Origin of the sequence: Burkholderia sp. BCC1640 (assembly GCF_902833125.1) — a bacterium.
Classification (GTDB): domain Bacteria; phylum Pseudomonadota; class Gammaproteobacteria; order Burkholderiales; family Burkholderiaceae; genus Burkholderia; species Burkholderia diffusa.
In genome coordinates this window covers 114909-129333 of the sequence record NZ_CADFEF010000011.1, presented here as the reverse complement: position 1 = coordinate 129333, position 14425 = coordinate 114909, and the positions used below count along the sequence as shown (strand labels likewise).

The window sequence follows — 14425 nt, the reverse complement described above, 5'->3', positions numbered from 1 at the left end:
GTCAGGGTTGACTGTTCCCTCATTCCATGAGCACACCGTTCGCTTCACCGGCTGCCCAGCCCGCATCCGTCTCGCTCCCCGTTTTCTCCCGCCCGTCCGCCGCCGATTTCGACGCGCCGGGCGCCTGCATGCCGCTCGCGCAGTTCGGCGTGATCGACGTGGCCGGCGACGACGCCGCGACGTTCCTGCACAGCCAGCTCACCAACGACATCGAGCATCTCGATGCCGCGAGCGCGCGCCTGTCCGGCTATTGCTCGCCGAAGGGCCGCCTGCTCGCGTCGTTCCTCGCGTGGCGCGCCGGTCACGGCGTGCGCCTGCTCGTCTCGAAGGACGTCCAGGCCGCCGTGCAGAAACGGCTGTCGATGTTCGTGCTGCGCGCGAAAGCGAAACTGACGGACGCGAGCGACGCGCTCGCGGTGGTCGGCTTCGCGGGCGACGTGCGCGACGCGCTGTCGGGCATCTTCGACGCGCTGCCGGACGGCGTGCACGTGAAGGTCGACGGCCCGGCCGGGGCGCTGATTCGCGTGCCGGACGCGGCCGGCCGCAAGCGCTACCTGTGGATCGGGCCGCGCGCGGAAGTCGACGCGCGTCTCGCCGCGCTCGCCGGCACGCTGCCGGTCGTGTCGCCGGCCGTGTGGGACTGGCTCGACGTGCGCGCGGGCGAGCCGCGCATCACGCAGCTGGCCGTCGAACAGTTCGTGCCGCAGATGGTCAACTTCGACGTGATCGGTGCCGTTAACTTCCGCAAGGGGTGCTACCCGGGCCAGGAAATCGTCGCGCGCAGCCAGTACCGCGGCACGATCAAGCGCCGTACCGCGCTCGCGCACGTCGCCGGCGAGACCGACACCGTGCATGCCGGCGTCGAGCTGTTCCACAGCGACGACCCGGGCCAGCCGTGCGGAATGATCGTCAACGCGGCGGCCGCGCCCGCGGGCGGCGTCGACGCGCTCGTCGAGATCAAGCTGGCCGCGCTCGACAACGGCACGGTGCACCTCGGTGCGGCCGACGGTCCGGCGCTCGCGTTCGACGCGCTGCCGTACGCATGGCCGACGGAAGCGTGACGCACTGACAACCCGTTCGCACGCCGGCTCGCACATGGGAGCCGGCGCCCGACGTTTCCTGCGAGAGATTCGCCCGATGTGTCTGATCGCCTTCGACTGGCAGCCTGATGCCGCCGCCGGTCCAGTCTTTACCCTGACCGCCAACCGCGACGAATTCTTTCGCCGCACGAGTGCACCGCTTTCGTGGTGGGAGGATGTGCCGGGCGTGCTCGCCGGCCGCGATCTCGAAGCGGGCGGCACGTGGCTCGGCGTGTCGCGCGACGGCCGCTTCGCGGCGCTGACCAATTACCGCGCGCCGTTCGACATTCGCGCAGGCGCGCCGACCCGCGGCAAGCTCGTGTCCGATTTCCTCCGCGGCCCGTCCGTCGCGCCGCTCGACTACCTCGGCGAGCTGGCCGAGCACGCGGCTGTCTACAACGGCTTCAACCTGCTGGTCGGCGACTGGAAGCGGCGCGAACTCGCGTGGCTCTGCAATCGCGCGGCCGAAGGTGAAACCGGGATCGCCGCGCCGGTCGCGATCGGCGCCGGCGTGCATGCGCTGTCGAACGCGCGGCTCGATACGCCCTGGCCGAAAGTCGTGCGCAAGCGCGCCGAACTCGGCACGCTGCTGACCGACAACCCGACTCCGTCGCTCGACGAGCTGATCGAGCTGATGCGCGATCCGCATGTCGCGGACGACGACGCGCTGCCGCATACCGGCATTCCGGTCGAGCGCGAGCGTGCGCTGTCGGCTGCGTTCATCGAGACGCCCGAATACGGCACGCGCGGCACGACCGCGCTGCGCGTGACGATGAAGGAAGGCGTGCGGCTGACGGTCGACATCAAGGAACGCTGCGACGACGACGGCTCGCACCGCACCGTTCGCCCGGGCAGTTTCGAGCGCGCGTTCTCGTTCGACATCGACGCGACGCAACCGCGGTGAGCCTGCCGCCCGCGCGGCACTAGGGCGCGCGCGCCATCTCGACGTGCGGCACGCCGATTTCGACGAACGGTTCGCCGATCGCCGCGAAGCCGTGCCGCACGTAGAACGACACCGCGGCATCCTGCGCGTAGAGCCGCACGACCGGCTCGCCGCGATGCCGCGCCGCGTCCAGCAGCGCATGCAGCACGGCCGATCCCGCGCCCTGCCCGCGCGCGTCGGCCAGCACCGCGACGCGGCCGATCGTGCCGGTGCGCAGCAGCCGTCCCGTCGCGACCGCGCGGCGCGCGCCGGTCGCCGCATCGACACGGTAAGCCACCGCGTGCAGCGACAGCGGATCCTCGTCGTCGAGCTCCCATTCCGGCGGAATCCGCTGCTCGCGCACGAACACCGCATCGCGAATACGCGCGGCATCGCCGCCCAGCACGGCCCAGTCACCCGTTTCCACCCAGCCGTCGGTCATCGCTTCCTCCGCGCGGCGCCGGGCGCCGCCGCCGTCAAACGTCGTCGAATGCGGCCTTGAGCGCCGCCACCGCGTCGGCATGCGCGGCCCGCACCTCCGGCACGTAGCCGCCCATCTTGAAGAACTCGTGGATCATCCCCGGATAGCAGACCAGCGTAACCGCATTGCCGGCCGCGCGCAGCTTGTCCGCGTACGCGGCGCCCTCGTCGCTCAGCGGGTCGTATTCGGCCGTCGCGATCCAGGCCGGGGCCACACCGGCGAACGACGGCGCGAAGCGCGTGCCGTCGAGCGGCGCGAAGCGCCAGTCGTCGCGGTCGGATCGATCCCGCACGTATTGCGTGAAGAACCACTGGATCGTGTCCTGCGTCAGCAGGTAGCCGTTCGCGAGCCGTCCATGCGATTCGGTGTCCTGGTAGCCCGTCACGCCCGGATAGATCAGCAGCTGCAGCGCAAGGTCGATGCCCGCGTCGCGCGCGAGCACCGCGCAGACGGTCGCGAGCGTGCCGCCCGCGCTGTCGCCGCCGACCGCGAGCCGCGCCGCATCGATGCCGAACACGGCGGCCTCGCGATGCAGCCAGCGCAATGCGTCGTCGGCGTCGTTCACCGCGGTCGGGAACCGGTGCTCGGGCGCGAGCCGGTAGTCGACCGACAGCACCGCGCACTGCGCGTCGCGCGCGAACATCCGGCACAGCGCGTCGTGCGTGTCGACGCTGCCGACCGTGAAACCGCCGCCGTGGTAATAGACGAACGCCGGCAGCGGTTCGGCGAGGCTCGGCTCGACCGGCAGGTACAGCCGCGCGCCGATCGTGCGGCCATCGCGCGTGGGCACGACGCAGGCCTCGACCGAATGCATCGGCGCGGGCGCGACATCGAGGATCGGCGCGCTCTTCTCGTACGCGGCGCGCGCCTGCTGCGGCGTCTGGTGGTGATAGGACGGGCGTTTCGCGCGCTCGACCATGTCGAGTATCTGGGCGATCTTCGGATTCAGCGGCATCGGTGAGGACGGCGCGTGCGGCGCCGCGAACGGACAAGCGTCACATGATGCCACGCGCGGATCAGACGAGCTGCACGAACTGCTTGCCGAAATTGCGGCCTTTCAGGAGCCCGAGGAACGCGTCCGGCGCCCGCTCGAGTCCGTATGCGATCGTCTCCCGGTAATGCAGCTGCTTCGTCGCGACGAGCTCGCTGAGCTCGGCCAGCGCGGGCGGCCATGCGTCGGGGTATTCGAACACGATGAAACCCTGCATCGTCAGCCGCGAGCGCAGGATCAGGCCCGGATTCGCGAGCGGCACGGGCACGCCGTCGTAGCCGGCAATCATCCCGCACACGGCGATCCGGCCGAATGCGTTCATCCGCGCCATCGTCGTGTCGAGCACGGCGCCGCCGACGTTCTCGAAACAGCCGTCGACGCCGTCCGGCGTCGCGGCAGCCAGATCGTCGGCCAGCCGGCCGGCCTTATAGTCGACGCACGCGTCGAAGCCGAGCGTGTCGACCACGTAGCGGCACTTGTCGGGGCCGCCCGCGATACCGACCGCACGGCATCCGGCGCGCTTCGCAAGCTGGCCGACGACGCTGCCGACCGCGCCGCTCGCCGCGCTGACGACGATCGTTTCGCCGGCTTTCGGCGCGATGATCCGGTTCAGCCCGACCCACGCCGTCACGCCCGGCATGCCGGTCACGCCGAGCCAGGCGGACAGCGGCACCCGCGACGTGTCCACCTTGCGCAGCCCGTTGCCGTTCGACGTGCCGTATTCCTGCCAGCCGAACTGGCCGACCACGTGCTCGCCGACAGCGAAATCCGGGTGACGCGATTCGATCACCTCGCCCGCCGTGCCGCCGATCATCACCTCGTTCAGCGGCTGCGGCACCGCGTATGACTTCGCGTCGTTCATGCGTCCGCGCATGTACGGATCGAGCGACAGGAAATGGTTGCGGACCCGCAGCTCGCCGTCGGCGAGCTGCACGAGCGGCGTTTCGACGAGCCGGAAGTTGTCGGCGCTCGCGGCGCCTTGCGGGCGTGACACGAGCAGAATCTGGCGATTGATCGTGTTCATGGCTGTCTCCTTGGCTCCGTTCGCAGCGTGACGCGGGCCCGCTGCGAATCCGTGCCGCAAAACAAAACGGCCCTGCCCATAACCAGGCAGGGCCGCGCGTTCCGGCGCTTACGCGTCGCTCGGGCCGGGGTGGGCATCCGGCGCCGTACGCGTGCGTTGTCGCTTGATGTCGCGGCCGACCGCGAGCCGCCGCATGTACTTGAACGTGCCGAGCGCCTTCGCGACGAAGTTGCCGTCGCTGTCGCGCACTTCACCTTCGCAGTACGCCATCGTCGTCGAACGATGCATCACGCGCCCGTATGCGCGCAACTCGCCGCGCCCGGGCTGCATGAAATTCACCTTCATCTCGACCGTGACGACGCCGACGCCGTCGTCGGTCAGGCTCCGGGCGGCCATCGCGAGCGCGATGTCCGACAGCGTCATCGTCACGCCGCCGTGCGCGATGCTCCACGTGTTCATGTGCCGCTCGTCGAGCGGCAGCACGATCTCGCTCGCGCCATCCTTCGCGGACACGAGCCGCACGCCGAGCAGATCGACGAACGGGCTTTCGATCGACGGGCCGTCCGTCGGGGATGCCGCGTCGCTCATCGTGCGCTGTCGGACAGGTAGTCGACGCACTGGCGCGATTCGGCCACGGCAACGACGAATTTCTTCACTTCCTGGTGAACCGGGTGCACCTGGTACGCATCGAGCGCGGCCTGGTCCGTGAAATCGGACACGAGCACGACGTCGGACGTGGCTTCCAGGCCCGGCGTCGCGATGCCGACGTCGAGTTGCAGGATGCCCGGCACGAGGTCGCGGCAGCCTTCGAGCTTTTCCTTCAGCTTCAACGCGTTTTGCGCACGCGTGCCGCCTTCCGCCGATTCTTTCAGCTTCCACATCACGATATGTCTGATCACTTCCGTTGCTCCTGTTCGTTGGCGTGCGTGCTGCCGGCGCGCCGCTGGGGCGGCGGACGACGCACCCCGTCTGTTGTCGGTCTGCGCTGTTTGCCCGCGGGCGCGGGCGGGCCGGGACGAAACGAGTCGAATATCGACCGTCGTCCGGTCGTTCCGACGACGATACGCGATTTTTCACCGCATCGATATTCGACGACGCGATCCGGGAAACGGCGGCAGGCACCAAGCCTACCAAACTTGACGACCGCGATGGGGCGATCATGCAGCGGGCGGCCCGCATCGGTTGGCGTGCGGCGGCAATGGCGTCCGTCTGCGGCCGAATGGCAGGAACGCGCATTGCTCGGCCGAATCGCCCGGCTTCACGTTGCTCTTGGCTCGACTCCGGTCCGGCATCAATCGCCGGATCACCGGATTGAAGCGCCATTACCAACTATTTGATCGATCGTTATCCGGATTCGTTATTCATATTTTCATATATCGTACGTTTTACCGGTTGGAGGAGTAATAATTGCGATTTAACAGGCAATTAAATATTCGAGAATTCATACAACATCATTGACTTTGACTTTCATCGAAATTTAGAATCCCATACAACGTCTTTCGTCCGATTTTTCAGAACCGCACGAACATCGCCCTTCGCCTTCGCGAAGGCTTTCTCCAGTGACTACACCCGCATCAAAACGGGCGGCGCGTCCTTTTGCCTTCACTTTTCGGCATTGATCGTCCATTCGATTAATACCGTTCAATTCGCCCCCCCAGCATCACGCGACGATTAATCCGGACATTTTCAGAACGCCCGCGACGCGGCACAAAGCGGATCAAACCGTCCGCTCATTCAGCATTCCGATAAAAATCACATGCATCAGGAGGGTCGTCATGAACCTGCACCGCTTCACGAAATCGCTGTGTCTCGGATTCGTCTGCGCGGGCCTGCTCGCCGCCTGCAACGACGACGACGTCCAGTCGAGCGGTACGCCGTCGAATAGCGCCGCACTGTCGTTCCGCATGGACGCCGGCGGGCAAATCAATGCGTTCTACCGGCAGGACAAGGTCGCCGCGCACCTGCTGGTGCGCTCGTCGACGAAACCGCGTCTGCTCGTGGTGTTTCCGGCCGGCAATAGCGGCACCGGGCTGTGGTTCGACGACGTCGCTCAGCCGGTGAACTGGAGTCTCGACACGCCGCCGTCCGCGCTGTCGGCGCCCGACCCGCGCGGTCGCGCGCTGTACGGCATCGGCGCCGACGTGTCGGTCGACACCGACACGCTGACGATCCGCCAGGGCCTGCTCGGCAACGTGCGCTTCCTGCGCGACTTCAACGGCGGCGCGACGATTCCGCCGGAGATCGTCACTGCCCCGACGGTCCAGGGCAGCGCCGCACAATGGCAGCGCGACCGGATCGACGGCGCGCCCGGCCAGATGCTGCGCATCACGCTGCGCGACGGCGGCAGCATCGCGACGGCCGCGGGCGGCAAGCTCGTGCTGCGCGCGGCGGCCGGCGCACATACGCTGAAACTGCACGTCGACGCGCTGTCGGGCGAGACGCCGCTGTCGCCGATCCTGCGCGCGGACCTGCTCGCGCCGTCCGTGAATCCCGACCCGGTCAGCCAGAACGTGCTCGAATTCCTGAGCTTCCACGACAAGCTGCTGGCCGGCTCGTGGCAATACGACACCTACTTCGGCCGCGACACGCTGATCTCGGTGCGCATGCTGATGCCGGTGCTCGAGCCCGCGGCGATCGAGGCCGGGCTGACGTCAGTGCTAAGTCGCCTGTCGAACGACGGCAAGGTCGCGCACGAGGAAGGCATCGGCGAATTCGCGCTGGTCGATAACGCGAAGCACGGCCGGCCGAACGATGCAACGCCGACCTACGATTACAAGATGATCGACAGCGACTACCTGCTCGCGCCGATCGCGGCGGCCTGGCTGATCGACGACGCGCGCGGCCAGGCGCGCGCGGCCGCCTATCTCGCGCAACGCGGCAGCGACGGCCAGACGAACGGCAGCCGGCTCGTCGTCAACCTCCTGCACGTCGCGGCGACTGCGCTGCCGTTCGCCCAGCAGCCGTCGGTGGCGAACCTGATCCACCTGCGGCCCGGCGAGATCGTCGGCAACTGGCGTGACAGCACCGACGGGCTCGGCGGCGGCGTCTATCCGTACGATGTGAATGCGGTGCTCGTGCCGGCCGCGCTGCGCGCGGCGAATGCGTTCCTCGCGCGCGGCCTGCTCGATCCTTACCTGGACGCCGGGCAACGCGCAGCGCTCGCGAACACGGCGACCGAAGCGGCGACCTGGGAGCAGCAGGCGCCGCCACTGTTCCAGGTGAGCGTGCCGGCCGCGCAGGCCGCGACCGACATATCGGCCTATGCGCCGTCTGCCGGTGTGCCGGCCGGCGCCGCGCCGAGCGCGCCGCTGATGTTCTACGCGCTGTCGCTCGACCAGCAAGGCACGCCGATCCCGGTGATGAATTCCGACGGCGGCTTCGCGCTGCTGTTCGGCACGCCGCCGGACGACCAGCTTCAGCGGATCGTCGCCGACGTCACGCGGCCGTTCCCGACCGGGCTCGTCACCGACGTCGGGATGCTGATCGCGAACCCCGCGTATGCGAACCAGGCGCTGTGGCCCAAATTCACGAGTTCCGCGTATCACGGCACGGTGATCTGGTCGTGGCAGCAGGCGATGTGGGTCGCCGGGCTCGACCGCCAGCTCGCGCGCCAGGATCTGTCGGACACGACGCGCACGCTGCTGACGCAAGCCCGGCAGACGATCTGGCAGGTGATCTCGAACGGACGCGACATGCGCACGTCGGAAATGTGGACCTGGTCGTACATGAACGGCCGGTACCAGACCGATGCATTCGGCACCCGCAGCGCGGATGCAACCGAGGCCAACGCGGCGCAGCTGTGGAGCACGACGTATCTCGCGATCCGCGATCCGCAACTGCGCGCGGGCAAGTACTGGTGGCAGGCGTCGCAGCGGATGCAGGACGCGCAGCCGGAGCGTGCGGCGGCCATCGCGTCGCGTTAGCCGATGCGCCAGTAAAACGAAAGCCCCGCACGCTCATGCTCGTGCGGGGCTTCATTCCGAATGCGTGCGAGACGAACCTGCCTCGCGTCGCGCCATCATGTTGCGGCCGCGCGCACTACGTAGTCGAATGCGCGACGGCCGCTCGTCAGTGCGCGACCACGCGATTGCGCCCGTCGCGCTTCGCCTGGTACAGCCGTTCATCGACCGCTCGCAGCAACGCATCGACCGTGCTCCCGTCGACACCGTACTGCGCAACGCCGACGCTGACCGTCACCTGCACGCGCTTGAAATCCAGCCCGAACGGCGAACTCGCGATCGACGAGCGCACGCGCTCGGCCGTCATGCGCGCGCCTTCGAGCGGCATCTCGGGCAACAGCGCCATGAATTCCTCGCCGCCGACCCGTGCGAGCGCACCGGCCGGACGAATCGCCTCGAGACACTGGCGCACGACGCCGCGCAGCACCTCGTCGCCGATCTGGTGCCCGTACGCGTCGTTGATGTTCTTGAAGTTGTCGAGATCGAGCGCGAGCAGGCAAAACGGCGTGCCGTCGCGCTCCGCGCGCACGATCTCGCGCTCGACCTGCGCGATGAACTGGCGGCGGTTCGACGCTCCCGTCATCGGATCGGTCGCGGCCATGTATTCGAGCTTCTGGTTCGTGCGCCGCAACTCCTGCAACGCACTCTCGGTGCGCGCCATCGATTCCGACAGCCGGCTCATCAGGTCTTCCTGGCTGTAGATCGCCGAGAACGAGCGCGTCGTCTGCAGCGCCTGCACGACGCCGTAGCTGAGCAGGAAGAACCCGCCCGCGAAGATCGCATGCGCGAGCCACCACATGTGGTTCCAGGGCTTGCCGAGGATGAACGCGAGCGACGACAGCGCGAACGCCATGATCGACACGCCGTAGATCACCATCAGCGGCGAACGGATGCGCCGCGCGAGCAGCACGCCGACGTTGAGCAGCGAAAACACCAGCGCGCCGCCTTCCATCGACAGTCGCGTGCCCAGCGCGCCCGCGACCGGCGAATACGCGATGTATGCGACCGCCACGTTGACGACCAGGAACAACACGATCCACGGCAGCCACGTTCGCGCGCGCGTACGCTTCTCGAACCGATCGGGCGGCTGCGAATACGACAGCAGCCCCGTCAGCAGCAGGATCGACATCACGAGGCGCGATGCGGGCCCGTACAGCAGGAACAGCCAGATGTTGTGATGCGCCATCCCGGTGAACAGGCCGTGCATCGCATAGATCATCGCGAAGCCCAGAAAGCCGAGTGTCAGCCAGCGCAACAGCGGCTCGCCGGACGACCGGTAGCACACCCAGGTCACGTAGGTGACGAATGCGCCCTCGAGGGTCGCGGCCGCGATCGCGATTTCATGGAAGGCGTGGCTCTCGAACACGACGTGCGGGTCGCTGAAGAACCACAGATAGGCGATCAGATAGGCTGGCAGCAATGCGAAGCCGACCAGCAGGCATTTCGCATAGAGCCTCGCGGCCGCGCTGACGACGCGCGGCGGTTCCCCGGCTGCATAGGTCGTGCTCAATTCGGTCCCCGTTCGGTCTGCTGCGTGGTTCGAACGTTCACGGTGCCGGACACGCGCGATGCATCGACTGCGCCGGCTACCGGAAACGCATCACGTGCGTCGGTGCGATGCACGCGTTGCCCCATCCCGCCGAAAGGCAAATGTCAGAGCAAGTATAGGTGCGGCAATTCGTTTGACAAGTAAGGGGAAACGGCAGCATCGAACCGGCACCGTTTGCTTCCCGATCCTTTCGAATCGCATTCGACGGCCGCGGCTTGCGTCGGCGCAAGCGGCGGCCGTCGGCCGGCATGCAAAAAATCAGACGATTTCGAACAGGCCGGCGGCGCCCTGCCCGCCGCCGATGCACATCGTGACGACCACGTATTTCACGCCGCGCCGCTTGCCTTCGATCAGCGCATGGCCCGTCAGGCGCGCACCGGACACGCCGTACGGATGGCCGACCGCGATCGCGCCGCCGTTCACGTTCAGGCGGTCGTCAGGAATCCCGAGCGTATCGCGGCAGTACAGCACCTGCACCGCGAACGCTTCGTTCAGTTCCCACAGGCCGATGTCGTCGACCTTCAGCCCCGCCTGCTTCAGCAGCCTGGGCACCGCGAACACCGGGCCGATGCCCATTTCGTCCGGCTCGCAACCGGCGACCGCGAAACCGCGGAACACGCCGAGCGGCTGCAGCCCTTCGCGCTGTGCGACATCCGCGTTCATCACCACGCACGCCGACGCGCCGTCCGAGAACTGGCTCGCGTTGCCCGCGGTGATCACGCCGCCCGGCACGGCCGAACGGATCTTCGACACGCCGTCGAGCGTCGTGTCGGGCCGGATGCCTTCGTCGGCCGACACCGTCACGTCCTGCGTGAACAGCCGGCCCGTCGCCTTGTCGGCGATGCCCGCGCGTACGGTGATCGGCACGATCTCGTCGTTGAAGCGCCCGGCTTCCTGCGCGGCCGCGGCCCGCAGTTGCGACCGCACGCCATACTCGTCCTGCCGCTCCTTCGAGATTCCGTAGCGCTTCGCGACGTTCTCAGCCGTCTGAAGCATGTTCCAGTAGATCTCGGGCTTGTGCTCGACGAGCCAGCCCTCCTGGATCATGTGCCGGTTCATCTCGTTCTGCACGCACGAGATCGATTCGACGCCGCCCGCGACATACACGTCGCCCTCGCCCGCGATGATCCGTTGCGCGGCGAGCGCGATGGTCTGCAGCCCGGACGAGCAGAAACGGTTCACCGTCATCCCCGGCACGCTTACCGGCAGCCCGGCGCGCAGCGCGATCTGCCGCGCGATGTTCGCGCCGGTCGCGCCTTCGGGGTTCGCGCAGCCCATGATCACGTCCTCGATGCGCGCGGGGTCGAGCTTCGCGCGTTCGAGCGCGGCCGCGACCACGTGGCCGCCGAGCGTCGCGCCGTGCGTCATGTTGAATGCGCCACGCCACGATTTCGCGAGCGGCGTGCGTGCGGTCGATACGATTACGGCTTCGGTCATGCGAGTCTCCTTCGGTCCTGCTTCATGTCCTGAATCGGGGATGGGAATGCGCTACGCCGTCGGGCGCGCGCCCGCGGACGTCACATGTGCGACGCCCGCCGCCTGCATCTGTTGCCATGCGTGCGCGAGCGACCCGTTCAGGTCGATCGCACGGCACGCATCGTTGATCACGGCGGCCTCGAAGCCGGCCGCGCGCGCATCGAGCGCGGACCACGCGACGCAATAGTCGGTCGCGAGCCCGCAGCACCACACGCGCTTCGCGCCGAGCTCGCGCAGATAGCCGGCGAGCCCCGTGCGCGTCGTGCAGTCGGCTTCGACGAACGCGGAATAGCTGTCGACCTGCGCGTCGCCGCCCTTGCGGATCACGAGCCTCGCATGCGGGATGTCGAGGTCGCGATGCAGCGCCGCGCCTTCGGTGTCCTGCACGCAATGCACGGGCCACAGCACCTGCTCGCCGTACGGCAGCGCGAGCGTCGAGAACGGCTCGCGCCCCGGATGATTCGCCGCGAACGACACGTGGTCGCGCGGGTGCCAGTCCTGCGTCAGCACGACCTGGTCGAAGCGTCGCGCGAGCGCGTTGATCACCGGTACGACCGCGTCGCCGTCCGGCACCGCGAGTGCGCCGCCCGGCATGAAGTCGTACTGCACGTCGATCACGAGCAACACGTCGTCAGTGCGTTTCATTGCGTTTCTCCTTGCAAGCCCGGTCGCGCCGTCACGCCCGGCGTCAGCCGTTGAACCCGCGTCCGGCCTTCGCCAGTTCGACGATCGACGGCGCGAGCTGCCACGCATCGCCGTTCGGCGCGGCCGCATAGCGGCGGATCGCGCGCTCGACGTTGTAGAGGCCGACCATGTCCGCGTACAGCATCGGGCCGCCACGCCACAGCGGGAAGCCGTAGCCGGTCAGATAGACCATGTCGATGTCCGACGCCTTCGACGCGATCTTCTCCTCGAGAATCTTCGCGCCTTCGTTGACGAGGGCGAACACGAGCCGCTCGACGATCTCGTCGTCGCCGATCCTGCGCCGCTCCACGCCGCGCTCCTTCGAATACGCGACGACCATCTCGTCGACGAGCGCCGACGGCTTCGCCTTGCGCTCGCCCGGCACGTAGTCGTACCAGCCGCCGCCCGTCTTCTGGCCGAAGCGGCCCTGTTCGCACAGGCGGTCGGCGATCTTCGAGTAATGCAGATCGGGCTGCTCGACATAGCGGCGCTTGCGGATCGCCCAGCCGATGTCGTTGCCGGCGAGGTCGCTCATCCGGAACGGGCCCATCGCGAAACCGAACTTCTCGATCGCGCGGTCGACCTGCGCGGGCAGCGCGCCTTCCTCGAGCATGAAGAGTGCCTGGCGGATGTACTGCTCGATCATCCGGTTGCCGATGAAGCCGTCGCACACGCCCGATACGACCGCCGTCTTGCGGATCTTCTTCGCCACCGCCATCACGGTGGCGAGCACGTCCTTCGCGGTCTGCGCGCCGCGCACGACCTCGAGCAGCTTCATCACGTTCGCCGGGCTGAAGAAGTGCATGCCGACCACGTCCTGCGGCCGCTTCGTGAACGCGGCGATCTTGTCGACGTCGAGCGTCGACGTGTTCGACGCGAGAATCGCACCGGGCTTCGCCACCGCATCGAGCTGGCCGAACACCTGCGCCTTCACGCCGAGTTCCTCGAACACGGCCTCGACGATCAGGTCCGCATCCTTCAGGTCGTCGTAGGACAGCGTCGGCGTGATCAGCGCCATGCGCGCGTCGAGCTTCTGCTGCGTGAGCTTGCCCTTCTTCACCTGCGCGTCGTAGTTCTTGCGGATCGTGGCCAGCCCGCGGTCGAGCGCGTCCTGCTTCGTCTCGAGCAGCGTGACGGGCAGGCCCGCGTTGATGAAGTTCATCGCGATCCCGCCGCCCATCGTGCCCGCGCCGATCACGCCGACGCGGCGAATCTCGCGCACCGGCGTATCGGCCGGCACATCGGGAATCTTGCTCGCCGCGCGCTCGCCGAAGAATGCATGGCGCAGCGCGCGGCTTTCCGGCGTCATCATCAGCGCGACGAAACCGTCGCGCTCGGCGACGCTGCCCTTGTCGAAACCGTTCAGCACGCCGGCCTCGATCGCGTCGATGCACTTGTGCGGCGCGGGGAAGTTCGGCGCGGCGGCCCGTGCGGAATTGCGCGCGAACTGGATGAAGCCCGCCGCATTCTCGTGGACGATCCTGCGATCGCGCACGCGCGGATGCGGCCCCTGCCGCGCGCCGACCTTGCGCGCGAACGCGACGGCCGCGTCGAGCAGGTCGCCGTCGGCCATCTCGTCGAACAGTCCGCTCGTCGCGAGCTGCTCCGACGGCACCGGCGCGCCCGACACGATCATGTTCAGCGCGGTTTCGAGGCCCACCGCGCGCGGCAGGCGTTGCGTGCCGCCCGCGCCCGGCAGCAGGCCGAGCTTCACCTCCGGCAGCGCGACCTGCGCGCCGGGCGCCGCGACGCGATAGTGCGCGCCGAGCGCGAGCTCCAGGCCGCCGCCCATCACGACGCTGTGCAGCGCCGCGACGACCGGTTTCGCGCTCGCCTCCACCGCGCGGATCACGGTGTGCAGCGTCGGTTCCTGCAGGGCCTTCGGGGTATTGAATTCGGTGATGTCGGCGCCGCCCGAGAACGCGCGGCCCGCGCCGGTCAGCACGATCGCCGTGACCGACGGATCCTGCGCGGCGCGATCGAGCGCATCCATGACGCCCTGGCGTGTCGACAGGCCGAGCCCGTTGACGGGCGGATTGTTGAGCGTGATGACGGCCACGCCGTCGCGAGTCGAGTAATCCACTGCCATCTGCCTGCCTCCATGCATCGCGCGCCGGGGTGGCTGCGCTTCATTGTGCGCGGTCGAACGGCCGCATGTCCGGATCGAACGGAGGCAGCATACAACGAAAAAGCACGGTCGTTCAATTTGATTTTTTTCCGATCCGGGGCCGGATCGGGAGACCGCGCGGCGGGCCGTCGC

12 protein-coding genes are annotated in these 14425 nt (G+C 68.0%); 3 read left to right on the top strand and 9 right to left on the bottom strand.

Going from position 1 to position 14425, the window contains the following annotated elements; translation table 11 throughout:
* The first annotated feature begins 26 nt into the window (after positions 1 to 26).
* Positions 27 to 1061: a folate-binding protein YgfZ gene (locus tag HWX25_RS14500; protein ID WP_175908902.1), complete on the top strand. Its 1035-nt coding sequence runs from the start codon at positions 27 to 29 to the stop codon at positions 1059 to 1061.
* A 76-nt stretch (positions 1062 to 1137) separates the two neighbouring features.
* The gene (locus HWX25_RS14495; RefSeq protein ID WP_175908901.1) at positions 1138 to 1983 is read left to right on the top strand and encodes an NRDE family protein; all 846 of its coding nucleotides are present in this window, start codon (positions 1138 to 1140) and stop codon (positions 1981 to 1983) included.
* 19 nt (positions 1984 to 2002) lie between these two features.
* Here HWX25_RS14495 and HWX25_RS14490 read toward each other — a convergent pair whose 3' ends face one another.
* From HWX25_RS14490 to HWX25_RS14470, 5 genes are all read right to left on the bottom strand, one after another.
* Positions 2003 to 2443, bottom strand: a complete 441-nt coding sequence (locus HWX25_RS14490) for a GNAT family N-acetyltransferase (RefSeq protein WP_044843655.1) — start codon at positions 2441 to 2443, stop codon at positions 2003 to 2005.
* Between the two features lie 34 nt (positions 2444 to 2477).
* Complete coding sequence (locus HWX25_RS14485) at positions 2478 to 3437, bottom strand: alpha/beta hydrolase (RefSeq protein WP_175908900.1); 960 nt, start codon at positions 3435 to 3437, stop codon at positions 2478 to 2480.
* Between the two features lie 61 nt (positions 3438 to 3498).
* Positions 3499 to 4497, bottom strand: coding sequence for an NADP-dependent oxidoreductase (locus HWX25_RS14480; protein WP_175908899.1), 999 nt, complete (start codon positions 4495 to 4497; stop codon positions 3499 to 3501).
* Between the two features lie 108 nt (positions 4498 to 4605).
* On the bottom strand, positions 4606 to 5085 hold the full coding sequence (locus tag HWX25_RS14475) for a PaaI family thioesterase (RefSeq protein WP_011885047.1): 480 nt from the start codon (positions 5083 to 5085) through the stop codon (positions 4606 to 4608).
* A complete protein-coding gene (locus HWX25_RS14470) occupies positions 5082 to 5396 on the bottom strand; it encodes a Dabb family protein (protein WP_059529737.1) in 315 nt (104 codons plus the stop codon). Before HWX25_RS14470 ends, HWX25_RS14475 begins: the two co-directional genes overlap by 4 nt.
* Before the next feature lie 882 nt (positions 5397 to 6278).
* On the opposite strand from HWX25_RS14470, the gene HWX25_RS14465 reads away from it, so the two are divergent.
* Entirely contained in the window at positions 6279 to 8420 is a 2142-nt protein-coding gene (locus HWX25_RS14465; protein WP_175908935.1) for a hypothetical protein, read from the top strand.
* Between the two features lie 145 nt (positions 8421 to 8565).
* Here HWX25_RS14465 and HWX25_RS14460 read toward each other — a convergent pair whose 3' ends face one another.
* From HWX25_RS14460 to HWX25_RS14445, 4 genes are all read right to left on the bottom strand, one after another.
* A complete protein-coding gene (locus HWX25_RS14460) occupies positions 8566 to 9966 on the bottom strand; it encodes a sensor domain-containing diguanylate cyclase (protein ID WP_059817633.1) in 1401 nt (466 codons plus the stop codon).
* Positions 9967 to 10263: 297 nt separating this feature from the next.
* Positions 10264 to 11442, bottom strand: coding sequence for an acetyl-CoA C-acyltransferase (locus HWX25_RS14455; RefSeq protein WP_059693340.1), 1179 nt, complete (start codon positions 11440 to 11442; stop codon positions 10264 to 10266).
* Between the two features lie 51 nt (positions 11443 to 11493).
* On the bottom strand, positions 11494 to 12126 hold the full coding sequence (gene pncA, locus HWX25_RS14450) for a bifunctional nicotinamidase/pyrazinamidase (protein WP_175908898.1): 633 nt from the start codon (positions 12124 to 12126) through the stop codon (positions 11494 to 11496).
* A 43-nt stretch (positions 12127 to 12169) separates the two neighbouring features.
* On the bottom strand, positions 12170 to 14254 hold the full coding sequence (locus HWX25_RS14445; RefSeq protein ID WP_175908897.1) for a 3-hydroxyacyl-CoA dehydrogenase NAD-binding domain-containing protein: 2085 nt from the start codon (positions 14252 to 14254) through the stop codon (positions 12170 to 12172).
* Positions 14255 to 14425: the final 171 nt, after the last annotated feature.